28 protein-coding genes and 1 riboswitch are annotated in these 26376 nt (G+C 41.4%); of the genes, 16 read left to right on the forward strand and 12 right to left on the reverse strand.

Translation table 11 applies throughout. From position 1 onward, the window contains the following. Nucleotides 1-661 precede the first annotated feature (661 nt). Nucleotides 662-1819, forward strand: coding sequence for a phosphoribosylglycinamide formyltransferase 2 (purT, locus tag ACIQXN_RS05940; protein ID WP_402963159.1), 1158 nt, complete (start codon nt 662-664; stop codon nt 1817-1819). A 168-nt stretch (nt 1820-1987) separates the two neighbouring features. Here the strand turns inward: purT and ACIQXN_RS05945 are convergent, their stop codons facing one another. Beyond that, nucleotides 1988-2308, reverse strand: coding sequence for a hypothetical protein (locus tag ACIQXN_RS05945; protein WP_402963162.1), 321 nt, complete (start codon nt 2306-2308; stop codon nt 1988-1990). Between the two features lie 62 nt (nt 2309-2370). Here ACIQXN_RS05945 and ACIQXN_RS05950 point away from each other — a divergent pair, with 62 nt between their 5' ends. Further along, nucleotides 2371-2739, forward strand: a complete 369-nt coding sequence (locus ACIQXN_RS05950; RefSeq protein WP_402963165.1) for an AbrB family transcriptional regulator — start codon at nt 2371-2373, stop codon at nt 2737-2739. 3 nt (nt 2740-2742) lie between these two features. On the opposite strand, the gene ACIQXN_RS05955 is transcribed toward ACIQXN_RS05950, so the two are convergent. Continuing rightward, complete coding sequence (locus ACIQXN_RS05955; RefSeq protein WP_402963168.1) at nt 2743-3507, reverse strand: 3-oxoacyl-ACP reductase; 765 nt, start codon at nt 3505-3507, stop codon at nt 2743-2745. A gap of 77 nt (nt 3508-3584) precedes the next feature. Continuing rightward, nucleotides 3585-3688, reverse strand: a riboswitch (TPP riboswitch). Between the two features lie 228 nt (nt 3689-3916). Here ACIQXN_RS05955 and ACIQXN_RS05960 point away from each other — a divergent pair. The 8 genes from ACIQXN_RS05960 (at nt 3917) to ACIQXN_RS05995 (ending at nt 10229) form a co-directional block, all read left to right on the forward strand. Continuing rightward, nucleotides 3917-5290, forward strand: coding sequence for an alkaline phosphatase (locus ACIQXN_RS05960; protein ID WP_402963365.1), 1374 nt, complete (start codon nt 3917-3919; stop codon nt 5288-5290). Between the two features lie 18 nt (nt 5291-5308). Next, entirely contained in the window at nt 5309-5959 is a 651-nt protein-coding gene (locus ACIQXN_RS05965; RefSeq protein ID WP_402963171.1) for a DUF4352 domain-containing protein, read from the forward strand. A gap of 104 nt (nt 5960-6063) precedes the next feature. Then, nucleotides 6064-6216, forward strand: a complete 153-nt coding sequence (locus ACIQXN_RS05970; RefSeq protein ID WP_402871217.1) for a YpzG family protein — start codon at nt 6064-6066, stop codon at nt 6214-6216. A gap of 263 nt (nt 6217-6479) precedes the next feature. After that, complete coding sequence (locus tag ACIQXN_RS05975; protein ID WP_402963174.1) at nt 6480-6854, forward strand: nucleotide excision repair endonuclease; 375 nt, start codon at nt 6480-6482, stop codon at nt 6852-6854. Nucleotides 6855-7189: 335 nt separating this feature from the next. Then, nucleotides 7190-8881, forward strand: a complete 1692-nt coding sequence (locus ACIQXN_RS05980) for a methyl-accepting chemotaxis protein (protein WP_402963177.1) — start codon at nt 7190-7192, stop codon at nt 8879-8881. Between the two features lie 223 nt (nt 8882-9104). Then, nucleotides 9105-9254, forward strand: coding sequence for a 50S ribosomal protein L33 (rpmG, locus tag ACIQXN_RS05985; protein WP_402871234.1), 150 nt, complete (start codon nt 9105-9107; stop codon nt 9252-9254). Between the two features lie 45 nt (nt 9255-9299). Then, nucleotides 9300-9569: a 30S ribosomal protein S14 gene (gene rpsN, locus ACIQXN_RS05990; protein WP_402963180.1), complete on the forward strand. Its 270-nt coding sequence runs from the start codon at nt 9300-9302 to the stop codon at nt 9567-9569. Nucleotides 9570-9875: 306 nt separating this feature from the next. Continuing rightward, nucleotides 9876-10229, forward strand: coding sequence for a hypothetical protein (locus ACIQXN_RS05995; protein ID WP_402963183.1), 354 nt, complete (start codon nt 9876-9878; stop codon nt 10227-10229). 189 nt (nt 10230-10418) lie between these two features. On the opposite strand, the gene ACIQXN_RS06000 is transcribed toward ACIQXN_RS05995, so the two are convergent. The 3 genes from ACIQXN_RS06000 to ACIQXN_RS06010 form a co-directional block, all read right to left on the reverse strand. Continuing rightward, the gene (locus ACIQXN_RS06000; protein ID WP_402963186.1) at nt 10419-10805 is read right to left on the reverse strand and encodes a VOC family protein; all 387 of its coding nucleotides are present in this window, start codon (nt 10803-10805) and stop codon (nt 10419-10421) included. A 157-nt stretch (nt 10806-10962) separates the two neighbouring features. After that, the gene (locus tag ACIQXN_RS06005) at nt 10963-11661 is read right to left on the reverse strand and encodes a DUF3600 domain-containing protein (protein ID WP_402963189.1); all 699 of its coding nucleotides are present in this window, start codon (nt 11659-11661) and stop codon (nt 10963-10965) included. After that, a complete protein-coding gene (locus ACIQXN_RS06010) occupies nt 11661-12236 on the reverse strand; it encodes a sigma-70 family RNA polymerase sigma factor (protein ID WP_402963192.1) in 576 nt (191 codons plus the stop codon). Before ACIQXN_RS06010 ends, ACIQXN_RS06005 begins: the two co-directional genes overlap by 1 nt. 208 nt (nt 12237-12444) lie before the next feature. Here ACIQXN_RS06010 and ACIQXN_RS06015 point away from each other — a divergent pair, with 208 nt between their 5' ends. Beyond that, entirely contained in the window at nt 12445-12714 is a 270-nt protein-coding gene (locus tag ACIQXN_RS06015) for a DUF1292 domain-containing protein (RefSeq protein WP_402963195.1), read from the forward strand. A gap of 329 nt (nt 12715-13043) precedes the next feature. Next, entirely contained in the window at nt 13044-14510 is a 1467-nt protein-coding gene (locus ACIQXN_RS06020; RefSeq protein ID WP_402963198.1) for a PAS domain S-box protein, read from the forward strand. A gap of 40 nt (nt 14511-14550) precedes the next feature. Here the strand turns inward: ACIQXN_RS06020 and ACIQXN_RS06025 are convergent, their stop codons facing one another. Beyond that, on the reverse strand, nt 14551-15543 hold the full coding sequence (locus ACIQXN_RS06025; RefSeq protein ID WP_402963201.1) for an NADPH:quinone oxidoreductase family protein: 993 nt from the start codon (nt 15541-15543) through the stop codon (nt 14551-14553). Nucleotides 15544-15702: 159 nt separating this feature from the next. Between ACIQXN_RS06025 and ACIQXN_RS06030 the strand changes: the two genes are divergently transcribed. Then, nucleotides 15703-16143 carry a peptidylprolyl isomerase gene (locus tag ACIQXN_RS06030; RefSeq protein ID WP_402963204.1) on the forward strand — a complete coding sequence of 147 codons (441 nt, stop codon included), beginning with the start codon at nt 15703-15705 and terminating at the stop codon, nt 16141-16143. A 38-nt stretch (nt 16144-16181) separates the two neighbouring features. Here the strand turns inward: ACIQXN_RS06030 and ACIQXN_RS06035 are convergent, their stop codons facing one another. The 6 genes from ACIQXN_RS06035 to ACIQXN_RS06060 form a co-directional block, all read right to left on the reverse strand. Further along, entirely contained in the window at nt 16182-16403 is a 222-nt protein-coding gene (locus ACIQXN_RS06035; protein WP_402963207.1) for a hypothetical protein, read from the reverse strand. 3 nt (nt 16404-16406) lie between these two features. Beyond that, entirely contained in the window at nt 16407-17612 is a 1206-nt protein-coding gene (locus ACIQXN_RS06040; protein WP_402963210.1) for a Ger(x)C family spore germination protein, read from the reverse strand. Continuing rightward, nucleotides 17609-19099 carry a spore germination protein gene (locus tag ACIQXN_RS06045; protein WP_402963213.1) on the reverse strand — a complete coding sequence of 497 codons (1491 nt, stop codon included), beginning with the start codon at nt 19097-19099 and terminating at the stop codon, nt 17609-17611. The genes ACIQXN_RS06040 and ACIQXN_RS06045 overlap by 4 nt, the downstream gene beginning before the upstream one ends. 40 nt (nt 19100-19139) lie before the next feature. Then, nucleotides 19140-20261 (reverse strand): GerAB/ArcD/ProY family transporter, encoded by a 1122-nt coding sequence (locus ACIQXN_RS06050; RefSeq protein ID WP_402963216.1) that lies wholly within the window; start codon nt 20259-20261, stop codon nt 19140-19142. A 122-nt stretch (nt 20262-20383) separates the two neighbouring features. Next, nucleotides 20384-21322, reverse strand: coding sequence for an oxidoreductase (locus ACIQXN_RS06055; RefSeq protein WP_402963219.1), 939 nt, complete (start codon nt 21320-21322; stop codon nt 20384-20386). A 138-nt stretch (nt 21323-21460) separates the two neighbouring features. Continuing rightward, nucleotides 21461-21826, reverse strand: coding sequence for a hypothetical protein (locus tag ACIQXN_RS06060; protein ID WP_402963222.1), 366 nt, complete (start codon nt 21824-21826; stop codon nt 21461-21463). A gap of 346 nt (nt 21827-22172) precedes the next feature. Between ACIQXN_RS06060 and ACIQXN_RS06065 the strand changes: the two genes are divergently transcribed. From ACIQXN_RS06065 to ACIQXN_RS06075, 3 genes are all read left to right on the forward strand, one after another. Continuing rightward, a complete protein-coding gene (locus ACIQXN_RS06065) occupies nt 22173-22376 on the forward strand; it encodes a hypothetical protein (RefSeq protein ID WP_402963225.1) in 204 nt (67 codons plus the stop codon). Continuing rightward, nucleotides 22373-23710 (forward strand): beta-N-acetylhexosaminidase, encoded by a 1338-nt coding sequence (gene nagZ, locus ACIQXN_RS06070; protein WP_402963228.1) that lies wholly within the window; start codon nt 22373-22375, stop codon nt 23708-23710. The genes ACIQXN_RS06065 and nagZ overlap by 4 nt, the downstream gene beginning before the upstream one ends. A gap of 159 nt (nt 23711-23869) precedes the next feature. Then, entirely contained in the window at nt 23870-26299 is a 2430-nt protein-coding gene (locus tag ACIQXN_RS06075) for a bifunctional diguanylate cyclase/phosphodiesterase (RefSeq protein WP_402963231.1), read from the forward strand. The last annotated feature ends 77 nt before the right edge of the window (nt 26300-26376 follow it).

Below are 26376 nucleotides of genomic sequence, written 5' to 3' on the forward strand. Positions count from 1 at the left end.
TTTTTGGGTAATCTCCTGAAGAGATAGGGAATCTGGAAAATAAATAGGTGCATACGAAAAAGCTCTTCTCTGATATTTCAGAGGAAGAGCTTTTAGTCTTATAAACTATTAGACTAGAAAAGATGAGGGCTACCTGCAAAGACGAGGGCAGATGTAGATTTCCCTTATCAATGACTATGTACGGTGTTCAAATCTTAAAAGTAACTCTTATGACTCGTAAAAAGCCCTTATCTTAAGGAGTGCTAATAGTTGTGCGTTAAAGCGATTACTCCTTTTAACGCTAGTATGGGCCCCACCTACGCCACATACTTTGACGGCCACGCATGCCATCCAACCTAATTTCATTATAATGGAAAGCGCTTACATCTACAAAAGGTATCGTAATGCAAATTTCGACATGTGGAAAATAATACGCCTCCATTCATATCAGTTGGTTGTCCATGCCAATGAAGATAGTGGCTGAGGTTGTTCACCATACCTGATTCCCACCCTTTTTAATAGTTCCCTCACCATTCATCCCTTTTATGTAAAAACAGAAAAAAATACTTGTAAACGTAATTTTAGCTAATAAATTTAATTAAAAGACGAATAAATATTTGTTTTTATTGTGTTATAGTTCGTATATAATGATTTTGAACACATGGAGGGGGAGAAGCTGAAAATGTATAAAACAAAGAAGGTATTATTATTGGGTTCAGGTGAATTAGGCAAGGAAGTCATTTTGGAAGCACAGCGGCTTGGTGTGGAGACCATTGCTGTAGACCGGTATGAACACGCACCAGCCATGCAAGTGGCCCATCGAAGTTATGTGATTGATATGCTTGACACGAAGCAGCTTAGGGAAATCGTTGAAAAAGAACAACCTGATTTAATCGTTCCCGAAATCGAGGCTATTGCTACTTCTGAATTGGTTAAGTTGGAGGAAGAAGGGTTCTCGGTCATTCCAACAGCAAGAGCGGCTAAGTTGACGATGGATCGTGAAGGAATTAGAAGGTTGGCATCTGAAACGTTAAAGCTACCAACGGCTGCATATCGATTTGCTAATACATATGAAGAGTTTATTCATTCCGCAAAAGCTATTGGTTTTCCTAATGTCGTTAAACCGCTGATGAGCTCTTCTGGAAAAGGGCAAAGTGTCTGCCGAACGGAAGAGGACTTAGAGAAGTGCTGGCAAATGGCGATGGAAGGCGGCCGGGTCCAAAATGGTAGAGTGATCATCGAGGAATTTATTCGCTTTGATTCGGAAATTACGTTGCTAACTGTCCGTGCCGTGAATGGAACGATGTTTTGTGCACCAATCGGTCATGTCCAGCAGGGCGGGGACTATATAGAATCTTGGCAGCCACATGCTATGACAGAAGGACAAATCATTGAAGCAAAAAGGATTGCCAAGAAGATTACAGATGAACTTGGGGGATATGGTTTATTTGGAGTGGAGTTGTTCTTATCAGGGGATAAAGTCTATTTCAGTGAAGTGTCACCACGTCCGCATGATACAGGGTTAGTGACATTGGTCACCCAAAATTTATCCGAATTTGCCCTGCATGTTCGAGCGATTTTAGGATTCCCGATTCCTGAAATCTCATTAATTACACCTGGAGCAAGCCGTCCCTTGAAAGCACCTGTTGAGTTATCGGAATATTCTATAGTCGGGGTGGATCAAGCCTTGGCTCAGCCGAATACGCAGGTGCGCGTTTTCGGAAAGCCAGTCACGAAGGTTGGCAGAAGGGTAGCTGTGGCATTATCGGCAGCTGATTCTGTCGAGACGGCGAGGGACGTTGCGACACGTGCATTGGATTGTATGAAGATAGAAGGATAAATCAAGGGGCTGTCTCATAAGCACTTTTTCGAGTAAATAACACAAAATTGAAGAGGCAGAAATGTTGTTAAATCAACATTTCTGCCTCTCTCTATTTAATTAGTTTAGGCTTAACTACCCCTTTTGGGACAGCCCCTTCTTCTATTCTAATAGAGTTAGTCTTTGTTCTTAATTTACCTCTTCGGTTTCCACTTCTTCTCCCGTACCATAACCACTGATCCAATACCCTTTTTCATCACCATAATTAACATATACATTGTATTTTTCCAATGTAGTTTTGTCATAACCATTTACGCTGACAGTGCCTCCACCTATAGCAGATGTAAATTCGATACTTTCAGGTTCAAATGCTATATCTTTTTCTTCTTTTAAATAATTAATAGCTGCTTCATTTGCTTTTTCTGTGATTTCTTTTTTATCTTCTCCGCAACCGGTCATTAAAAATACGACTCCCAAAACTAAAAGTAATTTAATTACAATTTTATGCAAGTCATCCCCTCGTTTTCTTTGCGTCCATATCAAAGGATTGTTAAAATCAATTATAGTGAAATTTGGAAGTTAATACACATGATTGGTACAAGTGTGGGAACGAAATTCATAAGGCCATGTTCGTAGGCATGAAAAAAATTCTGGTCGTGTCTTCCTTGAGTACCGTTGCTTTCATATTCATGATGATCCTTTGTGCATATATCGATTCCAGAATGACTGGAATGACCTTTATGACAACCTCATTGGCTTTTGCGCCAGGAGGAGTGGCGGAAATGACCGCCACTTCAGTTGCCCTTGAATCGGACCCGATGTTTGTCGTTGCTGTTCAGGTTCTCAGGGTGTTAATGGTATATGTGACGTTGCCGCCATTATTTAAATGCTTGAACCATCGAACGAATCAAAAAAAGAGACATCCCGATTTATCAGCATAGTATTCACCCCATCACCAATCCGCCATCGACAATCAAGTTTTGACCGGTCACGGCCCTGCTCCATGGAGAGGCGAAGAATAATACGGCATCAGCTGCCTCTTCTGGAGTGGTTACTTTTTTCAGCGGTGTACTTTCTTCTATTAGATGGAAGACTTCCTCTGTAGTTGCAGCACTTGCGTCGGTTTTCATCAGCAGGCCCCCTGAAACCATATTGACGGTGATTCCGGCTTTACCTAATTCACTTGCCATGTTTCTTGTGAATCCAAGGAGGGCGGCTTTGCTGGTATTATAGTCATGGTAGGGGATGACGGGATTTTGAAAGAGATTCGTCCCGATGTTGATAATCCGTCCGAATTTCCCTTCGATCATGTCTTTTTGACCGGCCTGTACAGTGTTCAATGCGGCTTTTATGGTCCCTTCGAAATGGGCTTGATAATCTTCCCATGAAACCGTCTCGGCTGTTTTTCTGGAGGCGGAATCAAAACTGAAGTTTACTAACGCGTTATTTACAATCGTTGTGATGGGCTGGTCAAAGTGTTCTTTCGCCTTCTGAAACATGGCGTGGACTTCCGACTGGTTTCTTACATCAGCGCGAATTGCGATCGCCCGATCATCCCCTATTCTTTCAACCACCTGTTGTGCTTTATCTTCACTTTGAAAATAGTTGACCACGACACGGGCTCCCTCCCGTCCGAACCCTTGAGCGATGGCGGAACCAAGGCCCCTACTGCTCCCTGTCACCAATACAATTTGATAGCTTATCTTCATAAAACTCTCTCCCTTACTTCATTTTTCCCATAAAAAAAGATCACCCGAGTAGAGGGGTGACCTTGAATGAGACAAATTTCATTTCAATGCCACTTCCCTCCGCTGGTGCTAGCCAGATCAGGTTCAAAGGGTCAGAGTGTTGCCACTCCTCTCAGCCAAAAAGGCTCCCCTAGTGTTTTTTATGAATTTCTTAAAATTATAGCATAAGTGTCAAAGCTGCCCTAAATAACTTTTTTTACTTTTATAATCCATTTTAAGAGGGATAGTATGGATATTAAACGTTTACAGTAAGGGGGTGCATTTACGAATCGTTTACATAAGATCCCTATATGTTTACATCTTCTTAATAGTAGGTTCATGTTCTTGATGTATATTTTAATTGAATATTCCATTAAATGAGTAGGGGGTCATTTTTTTGAGACGTACATTCAGTAAAAGAATCTTACCGGTTGCCATCATTACTGCATTAGCCCTTGGAAGTGTATCGTGGGGAGGTACAGATGACGACGCTTTGGCAAAAGGGAAGCCTAAGAAAGAAGCCGAAATCAGAAACGTCATTTTCATGATAGGCGATGGAATGGGAGTCTCCTATACATCCGCTTACCGGTATTTGAAAGACAGACCTGCTACGACTGTAGCTGAAAAGACAGCATTTGATAAATATCTGGTGGGGCAGCAGATGACATACCCAGAAGATCCTACACAAAATATCACGGATTCTGCTTCAGCAGCAACGGCGATGTCAGCCGGTGTGAAAACGTATAACGCAGCCATTGCTGTCGATAATGATAAGACAGAAATCAAAACGGTATTGGAAGCGGCTAAGGAAAGCGGGAAATCTACTGGCCTTGTTGCAACATCAGAAATCACCCATGCCACCCCGACATCATTTGGTGCGCATGACGAAAACCGAAAGAACATGAATGGCATCGCGGACGATTATTACAAGGATTTAGTAAATGGCAAACATAAAATCGACGTTCTTTTAGGTGGAGGTCAATCCAATTTCGTACGGCCCGATGTCGATTTGACAAAAGCATTCAAAAAAGATGGGTATAGTTATGTGACGGATAAAAAACAGCTGTTAAAGGATAAAAACAAACAGGTTCTTGGATTGTTCGCTAAAGAAGGTCTACCTAAAATGATTGACCGCACCCACGAAACGCCTTCACTGGAAGAAATGACAGACTCGGCGATTCAACGCTTGAATAAGAATAAGGCCGGATTCTTCTTGATGGTGGAAGGAAGCCAAATTGATTGGGCTGGCCATGATAACGATATTGTCGGCGCCATGAGTGAAATGGAGGATTTCGAAAGGGCCTACAAAGCAGCGATTGATTTCGCGAAAAAAGACAAGCACACCTTAGTCGTGGCGACGGCTGACCATTCGACGGGAGGCTTTTCAATTGGGGCAAAGGGAGTGTATAACTGGTCCGGCGAGCCGATTAAAGCTGCCAAACGGACACCTGACTTTATGGCGGATGCAATCGTAAAGGGAGCGGATGTCGAAAAAACCTTGAAACAGTATATTGATCAAGATGAAATGAAGCTAACGAAAGAGGAAATAGAATCAGTCAAAGATGCTGTCACGAGTAAAAATATTACGACCATCGACAATGCGATTGAGACCATCTTTGATAACAGGTCCAATACGGCTTGGACAACCGGGGGACATACGGGGGAAGATGTACCCGTTTATGCATACGGACCATATAAGGAGCGTTTTGCCGAACAGGTCGATAACACCGACCAAGCCACCATCATCTTTGATTTATTAAACTAAAATACTGGGAGGGATTCGGTGAACAAACTACTATTATGTGCCTTTTTATTGACCACATTTGGTGCACTCAACACTCAGCCAGCCTTTGATGAAGAATCAAACGTGACAGAAAAAACAGAGGAAAGTGCCAAACCATTGGTGAAGAAGGAAGTGTATGTTCCAAATCCCCAAATTCCGGATGATCGTGAATTGATACAGGTCGGTCAACAAGTTTCCGATTCAAAAGGTGAATTGTCTTTAAAAGAGTATAAGCAAGTAAATGAGACGGTGAAGGTCGGCCCCATACAGGTAGTAATCAAGGATATCAAGGTCATGCATGTGATACCGGATTATAGCATGATTGATTTCTTTCATGGCTATACCCATGAACACGCATTCGATATTGTGAAAATAAACGTGAAAGTTGAAAATCCCACTGCCGATAATGTCAAATTTTCTCCAGTCGCTTTTCTTGAAACAGATGGTGGGGAACATTTGACTTGGAAAGATGATATTTACTTAGAAAATCTGAATGGAGAAGTAAAAGCAAAGAATTCAAAACAAGGGAATGTAGGGTTCATTCTTCAAAAAGAAGAAGGTGTGAAGGAGATTTCGCTTTTGACTAGCGATGTGATAGATGATGAGGGAAAAGTGATTTCAAAAGGTGAAACGGTAGAATTTTATTTTTAAAGTTCGGGTATGTTTATCCTTATCCAATCCATACTAATAATGTGATAGGAACCTCCTATTGCTTTGAAAAGAATATCCTAATCTTAACGATGAGGTGATACAACATGAGTTATAAAGATCAATTAGATCCACATTCTCAAAAGTTTCACCATAATTGGACAAGACCTAAGCGTTCTAAATCTCAAGTAAATGGCCATACGGAAGTATCGCAAACGAACATTATACTAAGAAGCAATGCTAAGGCCCATAGGTGGTAACGGATATTTCTGATCAATGAGAAGGAGACTCTTAATGGGTCTTCTTCTTTTCCTGATAAAAGGTATATGTGACAAGAACCTTTTACGCAAACACTAAGTTCAGACATGGCTTTTCCTTCAAGATTATGATACCATCTACCTTTAAGGACAACGCAGAACAAGTAATAAAAGTAGTTTGAACATACCAACCGTGACACAATCGTGTAAGGGGGAAAGTTACTTACACTCACTTACATATATACAAATAGAGGACGTGATTTTTTATGATAAATATTAAAATCCCAGAAGCGGATATCAGCATTAAACAAAGAAAACAAGTGATTGAGGGAGATGAAGCCATCATCCCGGAAATTTACGGATTCATCGACTTTCATCTGATTCCCCGTGATAAAGGCGGCATCATCCTATTTTATAATGAAAAAGATGAAGTGATCTTTGTCGGTAAAGCACGCAAACTAAGACAAAGAGTTAAAAAGCATTTCGAGGATAACGTATCCCCGATTAAAGAACACCGTAATGAAGTGAAGAAAATTGAGGCGATTTTCGTAGAAGACGCGATGGAACGTGACATTTATGAAACGTACATCATCAACACGCTTCATGCTAAGTACAACATTGATAAAGTGTTTTATAAGTAATAGTTAAAAAGGGGCTGTCTCATAAGTCCTTTTTCGAGTAAAATGACGCAAAATTGAAGAGGCAGAAATGTTGTTAAATCAACATTTCTGCCTCTTTCTATTTATACAATTTAGGTTTAACTACCCTTTTGGGGACAGCCCCTTTTTAGGTCCTTTAACCTATTTTACTATTACAAATCAGTTAATTATTCTACTCCTCAACCGATAAAAGTAAAGGAAGCTATATATTCAGTCCTGGGAATACTAAATTCGATGTCCACTTTGATTGTGGGCTTTTTATATTGAAAGGGAAGAACATAGAAGCTATTACATATAAAACCAGAGGGGTTAACAGAATGAAATTATCAATAAAGAATAAGTTACTAGTAAGCTTTTTACTTGTCTCCACCATTTTTGGAGTGGCTGCTTTCATATCTTATACGAGTATGAAAGATATGAATGAGTCATATGACTATATCCTTAGTAATGCGAGCGAAGTCCAATCAATCACTCAAAGTATCCAGACGGAGTCAGCGCGTCAAGTAACGTATTTGAGGGGGTATCTTTTATATGAAACCCCGGATATGAAAGAGAATATGTATGAATCGAATGAGAATATTAATAATTTAATAAAGGAAGCCAGGAAATTGGCTACCCGAGATGAAATGAACCAACGCTTTGATGAAATCCAGGCGTCGAATGATGCATGGATAGAGGAAAGCAGGAAATCAGTAGAGACAGTAGCGAAAGATCCAGAAAAGGCGAGGGTCTTGGCCCGTGATAAAGTTGTTCCCATCAGTACTAAAATGGTAGAGCAAACGAATGCATTATATACATGGATCAAAGACGAGGTTATGGTTCAAAAGGTGACAGAGGTTCAAGAAAATTCAAAAGCGGCAACAAGGAAGATTTTCATTCTAAGTTTGGTAGCGTTCCTGCTTGCGATGGCAGATGGATTGCTGATTTCTAATGTCATCTCGAAACCAATCAAGAAGTTGAGCAAAATGGCCAATCGAGTCGCAGAAGGAGATTTGAATATAGAAAAAGTCGATGTGAAAACCCGGGACGAAATTTATGTGTTAAATCAATCCTTTGAAAAAATGACGCAAAACCTGCACCATACGATTACGGCCATTTCTACCAATACGAATAAAGTTACATCCTCTGCTGAGCAGTTGAGTGTCAGTTCCGAACAATCTAAAGAAGCAGCAGAAACAATTGCCCTTTCCATACAGGAAATTTCAGGGGCCTCTGATAGTTCAACACGGCAACTGGAGAGTAGTCTCGGTTCCCTATATGAAGTGAGCCAGGGAGTGGAGCGGATTTCGGAAAGTACGGCTAGTATGTCGGAACTGTCTAAAGAAACAGAGAAGCAGGCAGAAGAAGGAAGCCACTTTGTACAGGAGAACTTGAAGCAAATGCAATTCATCCATGACTCGGTTAACCAATCGAACCAGGTTATCGATTCTTTAGCAGAACGCTCCAATAAAATCGGGAATATTATTGATGTCATTACGGGAATTGCGGGGCAAACGAATCTACTAGCATTGAATGCAGCAATTGAAGCAGCGAGGGCCGGCGAACACGGTAAGGGATTTGCCGTAGTGGCCGATGAAGTGAAGAAACTGGCTGAACAGTCCCAGAATTCTACCAAGTTGATTACGGATTTGATCATGGGAATGCAAGATGACACAAGAAGTTCCGTTGCGATTATGAAAGAAGTGATGGAAAATGCTGAACAGGGTGTGAAGGTTTCGGTGGAAACGTCCAATAAATTTGCCCAAATCCTTCAAAGTACGAGAGATATTACACCAAAAATCGAAGAAATCACGGCTTCCATTCAACAGATTTCAGTGAGTGTGGACGAAGTATCGGAATCATCCAATAAAATAACTGCACACGCTCAGGAGAATGCAGCCAATTCAGAAGAAGTGGCGGCTTCAACGGAAGAACAACTAGCATCGATGGAAGAAATCAATTCAACTGTGCGTTCATTGACATCTATGGCGGAAGAACTGAAGCAAGTGGTTCGTAAATTCCAGATTTAAAGCTGGATTTTTTAAAAAAAGCAGGCTTCCTGACATGATCGGGAAGCCTGCTTTTTCTTTATGTAGATATTTGAAGTTGAGCAGGGAACCAAGGAAAAATCGAAAAAGTTTACGAAAAAACTTGCAAATAGTAATCATTACGCTTTATCATATAGAAATAAACGTCATAAAACGTAATCATGACGATTAATGATATTTATAAAACATTTAGGAGGGAACATACATGAGAGTAAACATTACCTTGGCATGTACAGAGACGGGGGACCGGAATTATATAACGACGAAAAACAAGCGGAACCATCCCGATCGAATCGAATTGAAAAAGTACTGCCCGCGCTTAAAGAAACACACGCTTCACCGTGAAACAAAGTAATCCGGGTACAATATAAACATTATTATAGAAGGAGAGATAACTAAGGTGGCAAAAAAGTCAAAGATAGCAAAGGCAAAAAAACAGCTGGAAACAGTAGAAAAGTATGCAGAGGTTCGATGGGAACTTAAAGTGAAAGGAGATTATGCAGCATTGGCCAAGCTCCCAAGGGATGCTTCACCAACACGTATTCACAATCGGTGTGGAGTTACGGGAAGACCACGTGGATATATGCGGAAATTCAACATGTCCAGGATCGTTTTCCGTGACCTTGCACATATCGGGCAAATCGCGGGCATCAAAAAGGCAAGCTGGTAATCTGAGATAAAAGGAAGAAGGTGATTCGATGGGCACTTACACCCGGAATCACGTTCTTCTAACATTTGATACTCTCTTATTCAAACCTCCGATAATTCTGTTGAAGTTCCTTTCTCGGTCGTTCCTGCGGAAATTTTCCTGTTCTTCGCTCCTAACCTTTATCATCACTCGAAAATTTAACCAGGTAAGTCCAAAAAAGTAAATAGCGGGATATATGCACTAGTTTAAGAGAATGCCGTTATTGTATTCCCCTTTTATCCTATTCTTCATATAATTGAAGAATCTTAGGGGAAGAAGGATGGCGCAATGCATATTTTTTGGACAATATATTTAGGGATATTAGGAACGGTGGCCATTGCTTTTTTGGTCAAAGGTCTAAGAACCCTTTCTTTAAAAGTGGACTTTGTTATATCTATTATAACGTGGATCGGACTATTTGGATTTGTGACGAATACATCGATATTCAACCCTCTTGTATGGAAAATCGTGTTTGTGTGTGGATTACTGTGGGATGTTCTTTTCAGTTATATCGGTAAACATGACGACGGAGAAGATGCACTAGAAGGTTTGTCAGAAAGTACGAAAAGTATCCTTACCGGGGTCACACTAATTATTACACTCGGACCGTTATATTATGGGATATATCGATATGCTTTCTAGAAACAGGGCCACTAAGGTCCTGGACATTGGCAAATGGGAAGAGGATTTAGATTGACGGGGATAGGGACAGTAATTTCGATCGATCCGTGGAACAAGGCGGAGGGTGGAACCAGAGCAATCCTGATTGCCTGTAGATGAAGTTTAATAACTCACTAAAAAAGCAGAAGCTGATCGCTCTGCTTTTTATGTTTATCTCTGGAAAAATTCAATCCATTCTTTCTCCGGTCCGTATATGTAGAAATAGCGATAGCCGTTTGGTAGGGTGATGATTTCTTCATCAATCAGTTTGACGTTTTCGAGCTTTTGAATGCGGGCATATTCTTCCTCGATATCATCTACAGTAATGGCAAAGTGATGAATCGTTGCTTCGGATGGTAACGAGTCACTATATCCTTGAATTAATTCAATTTCGGTTTCGTCAGTACCGTCGTAGCCAAGAAAGGCAAGTTGAATGACACCATTCGTATGGAGAACACGTGCTTTCAATTTCAAATCCAATACTTCCTGATAAAAGGAGATGGATGTTTCTAAATCTCTAACAACGATGCCGATATGATCGACTTTTTTCCTAGCCAATGGGGTTCCTCCTTCGTGTTGTAGATAAGCAAGATTAGTATATATGATTCGATATAAAAAAACAGCAAAGTAAACGAAATAATCTGATTATTATAAGAAATGAGTACTTAGGCTGGTACAAAAAAAGACAACCCTTTACGGATTGTCTAACAAGTATTTAAAAGGCATCTTCGGGCATTTGTTTCTCGTTTACGTAGTCCATGGTGTCTAATGCTTCTTGAAAGTCTGCTTGGAGGGAAGGAGGTAAGCTTTCAGCGTCATTAGGTACATCAGCATCGGTTCCGCTCTGAACCGTGATTTTTTCATAAGTCATAAGGGCCTCGATATATGTTTCGTATTCCTCGCTCGATAATAGTTCTTCGCTCGATACCAGGCCGTTCAGTTTATCGAAATAGGGTTGTAAATCCATTAATATAATTTTCAGTTCCTCAGCTTTATTTGCAGGTATCTTGTCGTAGTCGATATTCCCGTTTGAATTGCCATATTCCAATTTAGCTGCGGTTAATACTTGCAAGTCTTCTTTAAATTGTCCATACTCTTCTTTTCCCAAATCGCCTTTAGCTTGGGATAGTTTTGCGTCCAAAAGGAAGTACCCCTCCATCGTGGCATTAGCTACATGCTTTTTTAGATAGTCGAAAGACCCGTATAACTCATCCGCTAAATAAGTTTGATAGGCGAAAGCGCTTGTCGGGAGTAATAATGAGGCAATGAGAATTCCTGTAATCAGATGTTTTTTTCTTTTTCCGCGATAAGTGGTCAGTTTACTCATTACTTTTACTTTTAGTTCAGGCGGAGCATTCACGCCCATACTTTCTTCTTGTAGCGATTCCCTTAACTGAGTATGAAAGTTCTTCATTATACATTCCTCACTTTCTCTAAGAATAAAAGGCTCTCTTTCCCATGAGCACTCAATTTTTTTAAAGAAGCATGGATACGGGATTTGACGGTCCCAATTGGGATATCTAATATAAGGGCCACTTCTTCTTGAGAATAATCATTTAAGTAGCGGAGGATCACGACCTGTTTGAGCTTGTAGGGCAACTGGTTCACTAAATATACAAGGTGTTGATTAGAGATTTTATCTACAATATCATTGGAAAAGTCGGGTACCGTGACTTGTTTAGTCTCTTCGGCTTTTTTGGAAATTCGAAGACGCGTCCATCTTTTCCGTCGGTACGTTTGAATTGTCTTGATGACAATTCCCGTCAACCAGGGTTTAAAAGGTCTTTCACGATCATACTTACTTAGAGACTTATAAACTTGTATGTAGATATCTTGAACAACATCATCGACATCAGCTTTTTCATCTATAAGAAAGTGGACGTTTTTATAGACATTTTGGATGGTTATTTCATATAAGTCATCGTATGCCTCCGCTTCTCCATTTAAAAAACGGGTGATGGTATCCAACAAGTCAGGTTGTTCAACCATTCTATTACCTCCTTCCGTTCTATACTATATATTGGTAAGAAGTTTACATTTCGTTCGAAATTTTAGATTATTTTTCCACTTTACTGTATTTTCTTTTGAAAAGAAAAAGAATTTATCTTTTTTAAAGCAAAAATTTGTTTCTGTATGGAATTGTAGATATACTATGGAAACAAACCCATTTTAAATGGACATGAGAGGAGAGATTTTCATGGGAAGCATTCGCGAAGGTGAAGTTTTCACTCTTACTGACGACAGTGATCAAGAGCATGAGGTTGAGGTTCTAGGAACATTGGATGTTGAAGGAACAGAATATGTAGCTGTAGGCTTATTGGAAGATATCGAAGAGGATACAGAGGAAGATATCGATATTTTCTTTTTCAGAGTTGAAGGCGAAGGAGAGCTGAATGATATCGAGACGGACGAGGAGTTCGAAAAGGTATCTTCTGCATTTGAAGCGGCTTTCGATCCAAAAGATTGATTGGCTAAAAAAGGCGGCACACCTATGTGTCGTCTTTTTTATGTCCATAATCCACAATTCCAATTACAAAATCCTATGTAAGAATCAGTAATAGCACCACCTACGCCGAATACCATGACAGCCACGCGTGCCATCCAACCTGACTTCAATATAGGGTTTCAATTCACTGGGTATAGGAAAAAAAGGGGAGGCTAAATCTACTTGGTTTAGCTTTTTTTACAGTTTCTACTATCTTCGTGATGAAAACTACTATAAAATACTGGTAATTGATTTACTGCTACTGTAAAATTGAGTAAGTGAATTTTCGGAATTGGAAAGGAAAAAATCTAGTGAAAAAGCTAATTAATTATAGACAAGGGCAAATGGAAGGTAAATTTGATGATATTACAAAGCAACTTCAATCCTTCATGGAACAAAGCGCGGATGCCATTTCTATCGTTGATTTAGAAGGTAGGACCCTTCAAGTTAATGCTACTTTTGAAGAGTTTTTTGGTTGGAAGAATGATGAGGTATTTGGTGAACCTTACCCGATCATCCCAGATTTCTTGAAGGAATCTGTTGATGAACTGCATGAACAGGTAAAGTCAGGTGAACAAAAGAAGGGTTTTGAAACGGTACGTCAAAGAAAAGATGGTCAACTCATTGATGTAAGCATCACCCTTTTTACCATCAGAGATAACCAAAATGAACCGATGGGATTAGCTTTCGTCTACCGGGATATTACGCACCAAAAGTTAGCGGAATTGGCAATGAAGGAGAGCGAAGAACGCTATCGCAGTTTAGTGGAGGTATCTCCTGAAGCGATCTTTGTGCACCGTAATGGAATCATTGAATATATGAATCCTGAGGGTGCAAGGATGCTGGGAATGAAAAGTGTGAAAGATATCATCGGGAAATCCGTTTTTCAGTTCGTTCACCCTGATTCTCAAGACACTGTAAGCCAGCGAATTGATGTAATGAGAGATGAAGGGAAAAAGGTCGATTTGTTGGAGCAAAAGTTCAGGCGCTATAATGGAGAAGTATTTTATGGGGAGACGATAGCCCTTCCGATTATTTATAATGGCTATCCAGCCATCCAAGTATTTTGTAGGGATATTACCGAACGAAAGAAAACAGAGGAATTATTGTGTAAGACGAATATGCTTTCTGCAGTAGGACAGATGGCGGCAGGTGTTGCCCATGAAATCAGGAATCCGCTAACAGCGATCAAGGGATTTTTGCAATTAATGGGGGAAACTTCGGGCAAGCAAGAATATCTTGATTTGTCAGTGAGAGAAGTAGAAAAAATTGAACGTTTGACCGAGGAATTTCTATGGCTTGCATCCCCTCCATTACAAACATGCGAATCTATACAGCTATCCGCTATTTTAGACAGTGTAATCAAGTTAGCCAAGTTTCAAGCGATTCTTTGTGATGTGGAAATAACTAAGGAATCCTTAATTGATGATTCCACGGTGTTTGGTGAATCCAATTTGTTAAAGCAAGTGTTTACTAATGTAGTGAATAATGCGATGGAAGCCATGAAAGATGGTGGAAAACTGCATATTTCGCTCGATAAGCATGACGAAGAGAACTTGATGATCCGTTTTATTGATTCGGGGTGTGGAATGACAGAGGAACGCATGAAGCATCTGGGTCAGCCTTTTTATAGTACGACCGAAAAAGGAACGGGGCTAGGGCTTATGGTCAGTTCTAAAATTGTCCAGGAGCATCATGGGGAAATCAACTTCAGGAGTGAAGTGGGCAAAGGGACGACCGTAGAAATCATACTACCTACTTCTAAATTGAAACATTAAAAGGTGACGAGAAGCGAATGCTTTCGTCACCTTTTTAATTTTATAGTTTCACGATCGTCCGTCCCCTTGCTTCACCTTTTAGTAAGGTAGGCAGGACGGTTGGAAGCTCCTTAAGGGTAATTTCCTGTTGAATGAGCTGTTTTAAATGGGAAGGCTTAAAGTCGGTGGCAAGACGTTTCCATACTTGCAACCTCGTTTCCATAGGACAGTTCACTGAATCGATTCCAAGTAAGTTGACCCCCCTTAGAATGAATGGAAAGACAGTCGTTGGCAGGTTTGTTCCTGCTGTTAAGCCACTAACCGCTACAGAACCGCCATATATAATTTGACTAAGGACCGAGGCCAATGGATCTCCACCGACAGGGTCAACGGCACCAATCCATTTTTGCTTACCGAGTGGACGAAGCGTGCCGTTATAGACATCTTCACGTGATAAAATTTTCGTGGCACCTAGTTCCTTTATGTAGGCGTGTTCTGATTTTTTTCCTGTGCTTGCTTCCACTGAATAGCCAAGCTTGGAAAGAATCGAGACGGCAAAGCTACCCACGCCTCCCGTGGCTCCTGTAACAAGAACATTACCGGAATCAGGTGTAACCCCATTTTGCTCTAAACGCATAACAGAAAGTGCGGCGGTGAATCCGGCCGTTCCGATTATCATCGCTTCTTTCAAGGTTAAACCTTCAGGTAGTGGGACAACCCACTCAGCTGGGATTTGGGCGAACTCGCCATAGCCCCCGAAATGTGAAACGCCGATTCCGTAGGAGGTAGCGATGACTTCATCGCCTTCTTTATAACGGGGATCCTTAGATGAAACGACAACCCCTGCCAAATCGATACCAGGTACAATCGGATAGCTAGCAACGATATTTCCATTAGGAATGGTTGCAAGGCTGTCTTTATAGTTCACGCCGGAATAATGGACGCGAATAAGCACTTCACCTTCAGGGAGATCGCCGAGTGATAGTTGCTGAATGGATAAGGAAAAGTCATTTTCTTGTTTGTTCACGACTAATGCTTCAAAATGCTGTGTCATGTTTTTTCCTCCTTTTACAGTGAATATTCCCTATTATAAGAGATGAAACGTACGCTGTATAATAATTGGAACTGAAAACACAGCGCTTTCTTTTCTTTCTCTTGCTAAAAATGGTACTATTAAGACTGAATCAGTTCATTTTAAAGGAGATGTTTTATAATGGCTAAAAAAGGATACATATTGATGGAAAACGGAGAAAAAATCGAATTTGATCTTTTCCCTAACGAAGCACCAAACACAGTCGCTAACTTCGAAAACTTAGCGAACACAGGATTCTACAATGGTGTAGTCTTTCACCGCGTCATCCCTGGCTTCGTAAGCCAAGGTGGAGATCCAACGGGTACAGGTGCAGGCGGAAGCGGCACTCAAATCAAATGTGAAACAGAAGGAAACCCACATAAGCATGAAGCGGGTAGCCTGTCTATGGCACATGCAGGAAAAGATACTGGTTCAAGCCAATTCTTTATCGTTCACGAACCACAACCACATCTTAACGGTGTTCACACGGTATTCGGTAAAGTAACATCAGGTCTTGAAACAGCTAGAGCAATGAAAAATGGCGACAAAATGGAGAAAGTCGAAGTTTTTGACGCTGAATAATACAAGACGAAAGAGGGGGCATTTGCTCCCTCTTTTCTTTATAACAGCTTCTTTAATGGCTCGAAAAGTAAATTCAACAAATGTGTGGGACCTGGCATTTCCGGATAAAGAATAAGGAGGACGGCTAGCACCCAACCGAGTGACAGTAATGTGGCGAACGTCCTTTTCTCTCTTTTATGCGTATGATCGATGGTAGGATATTCGATAAGGATGAGAATGAGGAGTAAGACGGTTACCCCTATAATAGCAACCACTTTCAAATGCTAATCACCTCTCTTTATCGTACCTAAAGTTTTAGTCATCAGTCCTGGCTCTCGCACTTTTATATGGGCATTCACGTTCACTTTGACATGGGGAAAGAAGTACTGCCATTGGTCTTTCACCTTTTTCCATTCTTCAGGATATTCCTTGTGAAAGGATTCTGCAATACCGAAGGCGTCGGTACTCATGCCACTTCTCACCTCTGTAAAGGAGGCCTTGATATCTCGTTCCACTGCGCGTTTTAGGTAGGTTTCAGCGTGCTTTGTGCTAGATGGATTCATGATATCCAAATTGCTCCCATTTTGAACCAATAAACTATCTACGGTCAGATCGACTGTGATACTCCATTTTCCTTTCTCTATCTTGGGAATCAGCTTCGTTGATTGTCGAAGCGGGTGAACCGATATTTTCTTTCCGCTAGGGGTTGCCCCCGTAATGGCGCTCACTTTATTTTGATTCCTGACCCATAGTAATCCCTGCGTAACGTCTTCGTTAATTGTGCCGACCATTTTATCACCATTGAAGATGGCTACCCCTGAAAATTTTGTGATGGTCTCTGTCGCCTTTTTGGGTTGGTCAGGCTTGGATATTTCGAGGACCGGGAGTATGCCACCCTTGGAATCGCTGACTGTCATCACCTGAAAGTCCTTTACCGTTATCGGTTTCTTGAAATTCAGTTCAGATGACTTTTGTAAGACATCTCCCATATAACTTTCAAGTGAGGGAATCAATCCGAGTAGGTCGGCGGCTGGTCCCTTGCTGATAAATAAATCGGCACGTGCACGAGGGTCAGGATGGCGATTGATAAAATCAATTTGATCATTTAAATCACCTTTCCGGGCAAGCTTTTCACCGATGATGTAGGCATCACAATGCCCCCAGAAAATCTGGCGAGTAAATAACTTTTGCAAGTTAATCATGGCATCGGCCATATTTTCGCCTGTTGCCGATTTAACCAAGACCAGGCTTTCCGCTCCACCCATCCCAGGACCAGCACCTTGCTGCTGACTGCTGGCAGCCCGGGGAATGAATACCTGAATCGACAATTTGACTTTATCCTCATCGGTTAAATCAATCCCTGTTGCCATGACTAAGGCCATATTAGAAAGCTCTTTGCTACCCCAACAACCGGAAAGGGAACACGTGAAAAAACAGAGCATCATCACGGTAAAGGTTTTTTTGATAGGGTTAATAAGAATGGTCATCATGCTTTGGAGTCCTTTCCTCTCATTCCAAGGTTTTTCTGATTGGAGTCATGAAGGCTCCGTTTTTGCAATGACTGCCAAGATGCCCGTACGAAAATGTCCTTCCATGCGCCATTTCTCATAGGTGGTAGATAAGGTACCCCAATGGAGGTCAACTTGCATAGATGAATGCCGATTGTCATGATACCGAGCATCAGCCCGAATAATCCCAATGTCCCAGCAAGGAGTATGACTGGGAAACGCAATAACCTTAAAGCAATACCTTGCGAATAGCGAGGCACTAAAAAAGAAGCAATGCCGGTTAAAGAAACGACGATGACCATTGGAGCGGAAACGATTCCTGCTTGAACGGCAGCTTGACCGATAACCAGTCCCCCGACGATACTGACGGCCGCACCGATTTGTTTAGGTAGGCGGAGGCCTGCTTCTCGCAGTGCCTCAAAGGTCACTTCCATCATGATTGCTTCCACAAAAGCAGGGAATGGAATCGCTTCCCGCGATGAGGCTATGGTGATTAACAGAGTGGTCGGAATCATTTCCTGGTGAAAGGTCAGGATGGCAACATATATTGAAGGCAGGGTGACAGAGAAAAAAATGAACAGGTATCGTAATAGACGAACGGATGAACCGATTAAAAACCCAAAATAATAATCTTCCGGTGATTGGATGAAGGAATAGAAGCTGACAGGGGCAACGAGAATGAAGGGAGTCCCATCGACTAAGATGACGATACGGCCTTCCAATAAATTGGCGGCTGCTACATCCGGTCTTTCTGTTGTTAATAATTGCGGAAACGGCGAATAAGGATGATCTTTGATGAAGCCCTCAATATATCCCGTCTCCAAAACTCCATCCAATTCCATCTGATTGATCCTGGTTTTCAATTTCTCCAATACCTGTTTATCAGCCTTCCCCTCTATATAAGCAAGTACAACCTCCGTTTTTGTATAGCTTCCCACTTTGAACGACTGCATTTTAAGGGTAGGGGAGCTGATTTTTTTGCGGATAAGGGAGATGTTGGTTTTTATGTCCTCGATAAACCCTTCACGAGGACCTCGAACCACACTCTCTGCTTCAGGTTCCTCAATCGGGCGCTTTTTAGTTTTCACAAGACCAAGTGCCAGGGCACAATCTTCGCGTTGAAGCATGAGAATCGAGTATCCGATGGAAACGTATGTGATGCAATCGGTGAAGGTATGAATTTCTTTTGCATCAAGGACGTGAAGCTTTTCCTTTACGGTCTTATGGATATTCGTAAAAGAGGATTGATCATCCATCAGCGTTTCCATCACATTATTTTCAATTTGTTTCGTATCGGATAACCCCTCCATATAAAGGAGGACAGCCTCTGTATGACCACCAATGAAAAAGGTGTGAAAGGTGACATCATCACAATTTTCATATGTAGCCTTTAGATAGGAACGATTTTTGGAAAGTTCCTTAAAAAGCGGCAAGTCTTGTTTTAATGCCTCTTGCTCAGTTTGATTCATGACACGGACATCTCCTTTCTAATTGATGGTTGGCTCTTAGTTAGGATAGCGATGAATCACTCGGCAAGTCCTTTTTCTGTTGATGGCGCCTATTAATCTTAGCTTTCACTAATAAAAGGGTTGGGATTAGTGTCAGCATGATGGGAAGAAGAAATGGGAAGACGGTTCGTGTGAACTCGGTCTGACCCTGAAGATTGTAAAACTCCCATAAACCGAACAGAGTCATCAAAAATCCCAACGGTAAAATAAGCGATTTATAGCTGGAAAGATTCAAACATTGAGCTGTACACAGAACAAGAACATAGTTGAAAATCGTCAACTTGATATATGCCCCAAGCATCCAGCCGGGTATGATTGCCGCTTCAAGGTGCTCGAAGAAATCCATGAAGCTGATGTACCGAATAGCCTTGAATACAGGAAAAGTGTAGTAGTTAGTGAGTTCGCCAAATAAAAATAGGGTGATTAAATTCACACAAATAAGACTCAGCATAATCGCGATGAGGGAGATGATGGTCCACTTCATCCCTTTCTTACGATCTTTCAAAAATGGAAGCAACACGGAAATGATAAAGACTTCACTGAACCAGGCCTGCGGAACGGCAGCACCCAACAATGAGGGCATTAGACCATCTTCTAAAATCGGGAAAATTTGTGTCGTGTCAAAGTCATGAAATAGGAAGAGCATAATGATTGGAATCGGAATGATGAATATGGGAATGAACAGAGATGAAGTCCTTCCCACCACCGCCAAACCTCCAGAAATGGCGAAGGAAGAAACCAAGACCAAGGTACCCATGATGACTACTCTTGGGGTTTCAGGCAAAAGCGTGATAATGATGAAATCGGCATATTCCCTTAAGAGGAAGCCTGACATGTATAGGAAGAAGAACACATATAACCAAGTTAGAACCTTTGCAGGAAACTTGCCGATGATATGCTGGCTGTATTCGAATATCGTTTCGTTCGGGAACATCTTATGTAATTGGTATAGGATATAAGCCGTAAAAAAACCATTCAACGAGCCGAGGATCGGGGATATCCACATATCTCGCCCTGCATATGAATGGGATATGGCTGGCACAGTCAAAATGGCCGTAGCGAAGATTGTTGGATAGATAATCAATGCCAGTTGATATGAAGAGATTTTTCCTTTTTCAAGCATATTTGTCCCTCATTAATTTTTTTATAGTATCTCTCTTAAATGGAAAATTACGCATGGTTCATTAAAAAGGCCAAAATAAAAAGAACAGAAAAATCCTGTCCTTCATAAAACGAAATCGTTGTTCATGTTTGATGTAAGTCTGCCGTGAAGCCATAATGCACGCCTGTCAAGGTTTCTGAGATGTCCCATAGTTTTTCTGAAATGTCCTTATCATATAAGGTATCAATGATGTCATCCTTCTTAGGAAAGCCCTTTCTACCTTTTTTACCATCAGGACCTATGTATTCTCCACCTTTTAAGCTAGGTTCCGTTGCTGCGTAAAGTGTAGGAAGAGCACCCATATTGGCGGGTTGCGTAATGGTTTTGGACAAGTAGTGGACAAACTTATTCAAGGGTTTGCCGGATCCCCGTGACATGAGGTTTGTATGGGAAAGTCCAGGGTGGCAGGCGACACTAATCGATTCGGAATGGTGCTGTTCGAACTTGTTCTGCAATTCGCGGGAGAAGAGAAGATTGGCAAGTTTACTTTGAGCATAAAATCTCATGGCTTTATAATGTTTCTTTCCATCTAGGTTATCGAAGTCTATGAATCCATTGATGGCGGCTAGACTGCTTAACGTGACGACCCGAGAGTTTCTAGTGGAGAGGATCTTGGGCAGCAACAGGCCGGTTAAGGCAAAATGCCCGAGGTGATTGCTTCCGAATTGCATTTCGAACCCATCCTTCGTCTGGGAATAAGGGGGAATCATGACGCCGGCATTATTGATAAGGATGGACAAAGAATCATAGTTTTCCACAAAGGAATCAGTAAAATGATGAATGCTACTCAAATCACTTAAATCGAGTGGCATCACGGATACATTAGCTTTAGGATGGGCCGATGTAATTCGATCGACTGCCTTTTCACCCTTCGACGCATTCCGGACGGCAAGAATGACTTCTGCACCTTTCCCCGCCAATGCAAAAGCCGTCTCAAACCCAAGGCCACTATTCGCCCCGGTAATGACAACCGTTTTACCCTTAACATCCACCATTTCATCGACATTCCACTTTTCACCCATTAACCATCGACACCTTTCCTGGCACAATCTCTATCTATCATATACCCAAATTATTCCTATATGTCTCGTTTTTTGGAGCGAATATTGAAGAAAAATAAAAAGTGGCCATCCTATGAAAGCTAGGGCCACTAAATGGACTTATTCGGGTATGAGTGTGTCAGGAATCTTAATGGGAATAGTCAGTTTAGAATGATCACGATAAGAACGGTAGGAGACGATATCGTGATTTTTTACATGGACATCCACCTGGAGGATTTGGGTGTTTTTCATTTCTAAATGGTAGGTCGCATCCTCTTTTTTTAAATAATAGAAGGAATACTGCGTCCCTAAGAGTTCCTTATCGACTCGATTCGTCTCGGGCTGATTTTGGATATAGCTAGCGATTTCCATAATGGTGATGGAGGTGCTTCCCGTAAGTTCAGTTATTTTTTCCTTCATATACTCAATGGCATGACGTAAAGAGACCTGTGCTTTCCCCGTAAGGTTGTTTAATTTTAGATCCATGATGTGTTTCTCCTTTTTATTGGGTCATGCAAGTAGTATGGGGCACACACCACTGGCTTTATACAAAAACCACTCTGTCCCATTAAGGAACAGAGTGGTTTTTTCTTATTTTCGAGTGCCTGGGAATATCAAATCATAAAGGGACATACATAAGTAAAGAGTGGACATTAGGTGATAACCTTTCTGCACTTAGGTTAGAGGTTGCTTCCAAGGGGGAATATACAACAGTAACTAGATGAAGAGCAATTTATTCATCTCATCGAGTTGGAATTTCTTAGTGTTGAAAAGGTATGAGTGGAAATTCAGTACAGGCCATAAGGGAAAAATAAATTATTTGGAGGATAATATGAGTGAGGAAGTGTCATATTTAGAAGTTGAAACAATGACCGATAGCAAGGCGACCGTCTCGTTTGAAATGGTTTCTGAAGATTGGAAGGATGAAGAAACGCTACTTCAAACGTGGAGAGGTCAATGGCATGTAGTGAAGGAATCTTCAGGTTGGAAGCTTTCAGATCCCGACATTGAACATGTGGATACAGAAGTCCAATGAAGAAAAGATATAAATACCTCACCCTCTTTTTCATTGCACTTCTTGCGTTTTTAACTGTTATGCTTATCCAGTTGAATAGGGAAACGGATCTTCCAAATGAAAGCGCAGAGAAAAAAGAAACATCGGAAGTCCAAAAAGAGGACACATCCATGAAAGAAAAAAATCAAGAAAGTAAGGAAACGACAGACACTGCAAGCGAAAAAGAAATCAATGCAATGACGGATACAAATGAAAAGGTAGACAAGTTGATTGAAACGATGACACTTGAAGAAAAAGTCGGGCAGCTCATGATGATCGGGTTCGCTGGTACGGAAAAGAGTGCCGAGGTCGAGGAGTTCATCGAAGAGAAGCATATTGGCGGCATTATTTACTTTGACCGAAATATGAGTTCGCCTAAACAAGTGGCTGAGTTATCCAACTCGCTGCAGCAATCGGCAGAAGGTAGCCGTTTTTCCCTCCCGCTCATGGTAGCGATTGACCAAGAAGGAGGGGACATCATCCGAATGAGGGAACAGGTTTCGCCTATCCCTTCGCAACAGAAGTTAGGGGAAAAAGCGTCTGCCGATGAAGTCTATCAGGTGGCTAAATTGAACGGTAGAGAGCTAGAGTCAATGGGAATCAACCTGAACTTTGCCCCTGTTCTTGATTTATCCAAAAAGGATAGCCGTTCATTCGGAACGAATCCGAAAAAAACCCATCAATATGGGGAAAAAGTGATTCAAGGCCTTAACGATGCTTCGGTTACAGGGGCACTAAAGCACTTCCCGGGGAATGGCCGTAGCGATGTTGACCCACATGTCGAGACTTCTTCTGTGGAAGCGAACCAGCTTGACCTGGAGAACTCGGATATCTATCCGTTTAAAAAAATCATCAGCGAAATGGATAATGACAAGTTTTTCATGATGGTGACCCATATAAAATATCCCGCTTATGATAAAGAAAAACCAGCCAGCCTATCCAAGGTCATTATCGAAGACCTGTTACGAGAGAAGCTTGGCTACAAAGGAATCGTCATCACGGATGATATGGAAATGGGGGCCGTGAAAAACTATTTTTCCTTTAAAGATATGGGAAAAGAAGCGATTCTTGCCGGTGTCGACATCGTCCTCGTTTGTCATGAACATCCACATCAACTAGAGGTGTACAACGGGATCATCGAAGCCGTTAAAAGTGGGGAAATTCCGATGGAGCGAATTGATGAGTCCACAAAGCGCGTCCTGACATATAAATTGAATAACATTCAACAAACGAGCGTGGACCCGGATCAAGCTACAAAAGTGGTCAAGAGTCCTGAAAGTGTAAAGTACATCAATAATCTGAATTTGAATGAATGAGAAAGAACCCGAAACTTTATCGTTCGGGTTCTTTTTACTGTCTGTATAAAAACTAGTCCTACCTAGTAAATATGTATATTTTATGATCGATAAGATTAAAATTACTGAAATGTGACCGATATATGAACTAGACACTTTTTATGATGAAGGAGAAAAAAATTGCACATTCAAGGAAGCTATAATACAGGGCTTGTCATTCTGTCCTTTTTAATTGTGGCTATGGCTTCGTATTCGGCTTCGGCCCTTGTAGGAAGGATCACGCAGTCGAAGCAGAAAGAGAAAAGATATTGGCTAATAGGCGGAGCCGTGACACTGGGCTTAGGCATATGGTCGATGCATTTTGTCGGAATGTTGGCTCTACAGGTCCATGAAACGATTTCTTATGATTATGTAAAGGTACTCATTTCAATTGCAATCGCCATATTTGCTTCGTGGGTGTCCTTGTTTTTCATCAGTCGTGAAACGATGAGTCGGAAACAGCTATTCATTGGCGGTGCCGCGCTGGGCACAGCCATCCTTACCATGCATTACACGGGAATGGCTGCCATGCGCATGTCGGCATCCATCCAGTACAATCACTTCTTGGTGTTCCTGTCAGTGGTCATTGCTTATGTCACTTCTGTAGTGGCACTGAAAATCAGCTTCATCTATAAACATCAAAGCGCCAGTCGGTTAGTTGAAAAAATGGTCAGTGCAAACATCACGGGGGTTGCTGTAGCAGGTACGCATTATACAGGAATGGCCGCTGCCACTTATCATAGTGACGACATGATGCATACAACCAGTTCAGCTCTCCCGATCGGGACGCTTTTGCTGGCCCTAGGAATTGGAATCGCTATACTATTCATTCAGATTTTGGTCATCTTCTTCATCGGTTTTGATAAGAAACTGACCTTACAGAACAAGGAATTAAGGCTTACTCAGCAAAAGTTTGATTCCCTTGTTACTTATAATCCGGATATCATTTTTAGAATGAATAAGGAAGGAAGATTGGAAACAATCAACCCTGCCATTACCAGGATTTTGGGGTATACACCAGAGGACATTCAAAAACTGTCGTTGAAGAGTCTAGTATCTGAAGAGGTATGGAAGGAATGTAAAAATTACTGTATAGATACTTTACGAGGGACCCTTCGCTCATTTGAAATAGAGGCCCTTCATAAGGATAACAGTAAAGTCGCTTTAAGCATTTTGACCATTCCCGTGTATGTGGATAGCGAAATCATAGGCATCAATGGAATTGCCAAGGACATCACCGAGCAAAAAGCGGCTTTGGCCAAAGTCAATTATATGGCCTATTATGATGAACTTACAGGGTTGCCAAATAGGAGAGCTTTTAAGGAAAAGGCGAATATCCTCATTCAACAACAAGGGGAAGAAATGGCCGCATTACTTTTGATGGATATTGATCGATTCAAGACCATCAATGATACCTTAGGCCATGGCCAAGGTGATCTGTTTATAAAAGAAATCTCCAATCGCTTTACTGAATGCCTCGAACCAGGTGAAATCCTCGCTAGGATCGGGGTGGATGAATTTACCGTACTCCTTCCGAAAGTAACTGGGCTTGAACAAGCGGAAATAACCGCCCAAAAACTGATTCTTTCATTGGAAGAACCAATCAAGATCAATGCCCATGACATCTATACAACTACATGTATCGGGATATCGGCTTTCCCCCAAGATGGCTTGAACATCGACGAACTTATTAAAAGAGCTGATTTGGCCATGTTCTTAGGAAAAGGCACGGGAGACTCGTCGTATAAATTCTTCACGGAGTCCATGGAAAGTAGATTGGATAAAATCCAGATTGAAGAAGAAATGCGGACAGGGATTCATAAGGATGATGAATTCATTTTACATTTTCAACCCAAAATTGATACAAGGACGGCGAAAATTTCAGGTGCTGAAGCTTTGGTCCGCTGGAATCATCCAAGGTTGGGTTTTGTGTCACCAGCTGAATTCATTCCCTTAGCTGAGGAGACGGGGTTAATCATCCAACTTGGTGAGAAGATATTGGATCTAGCTTGTGCCCAACTTCATGCCTGGCATAAAGACGGATTCGATTCCATTCAAATCGCCGTCAATATATCTACACGTCAATTCATGCAGGATAATTTCATTGAAAAGTTAAAACGAATGTTGGATAAATGGAATATAGACGGAAAAAACCTGGAGTTGGAAATAACCGAAAGCACGGCGATGAACAATGTGAACAGGGCCATCTTTACCTTTGAGAGGTTAAGGGAACTCGGCGTGAAGATAGCCATAGATGACTTTGGCACAGGTTATAGTTCCTTTGCTTACTTAAAGGATTACCCCATTAACACACTGAAAATCGATCAATCTTTTATCAGAAATTTGGCCACTGGTGGTCCGGATGAAGCGATTGTAGCTTCCATCATTGGCCTTGCCAAAAACATGCAGCTGAATATCGTTGCAGAGGGAGTTGAATATCAAACGCAATTCGACTTTTTAAAAGAATTGGAGTGTAACCAAGTACAGGGTTATATGTTCAGCAAACCGCTACCGGCACACGAATTAGAAGACAAGTTTCTACGAAACCTATATGCGTTTCCGGTCGCTTGAAGGGATGGAAGTCTGGGTCTCCTTGTTTAAAGAAGAGGGTATAGGGAAATACTATACTATACTAAAATAAAAGGAGG

It is taken from the genome of Peribacillus sp. NPDC097295 (assembly GCF_044761665.1).
GTDB lineage: Bacteria > Bacillota > Bacilli > Bacillales > DSM-1321 > Peribacillus.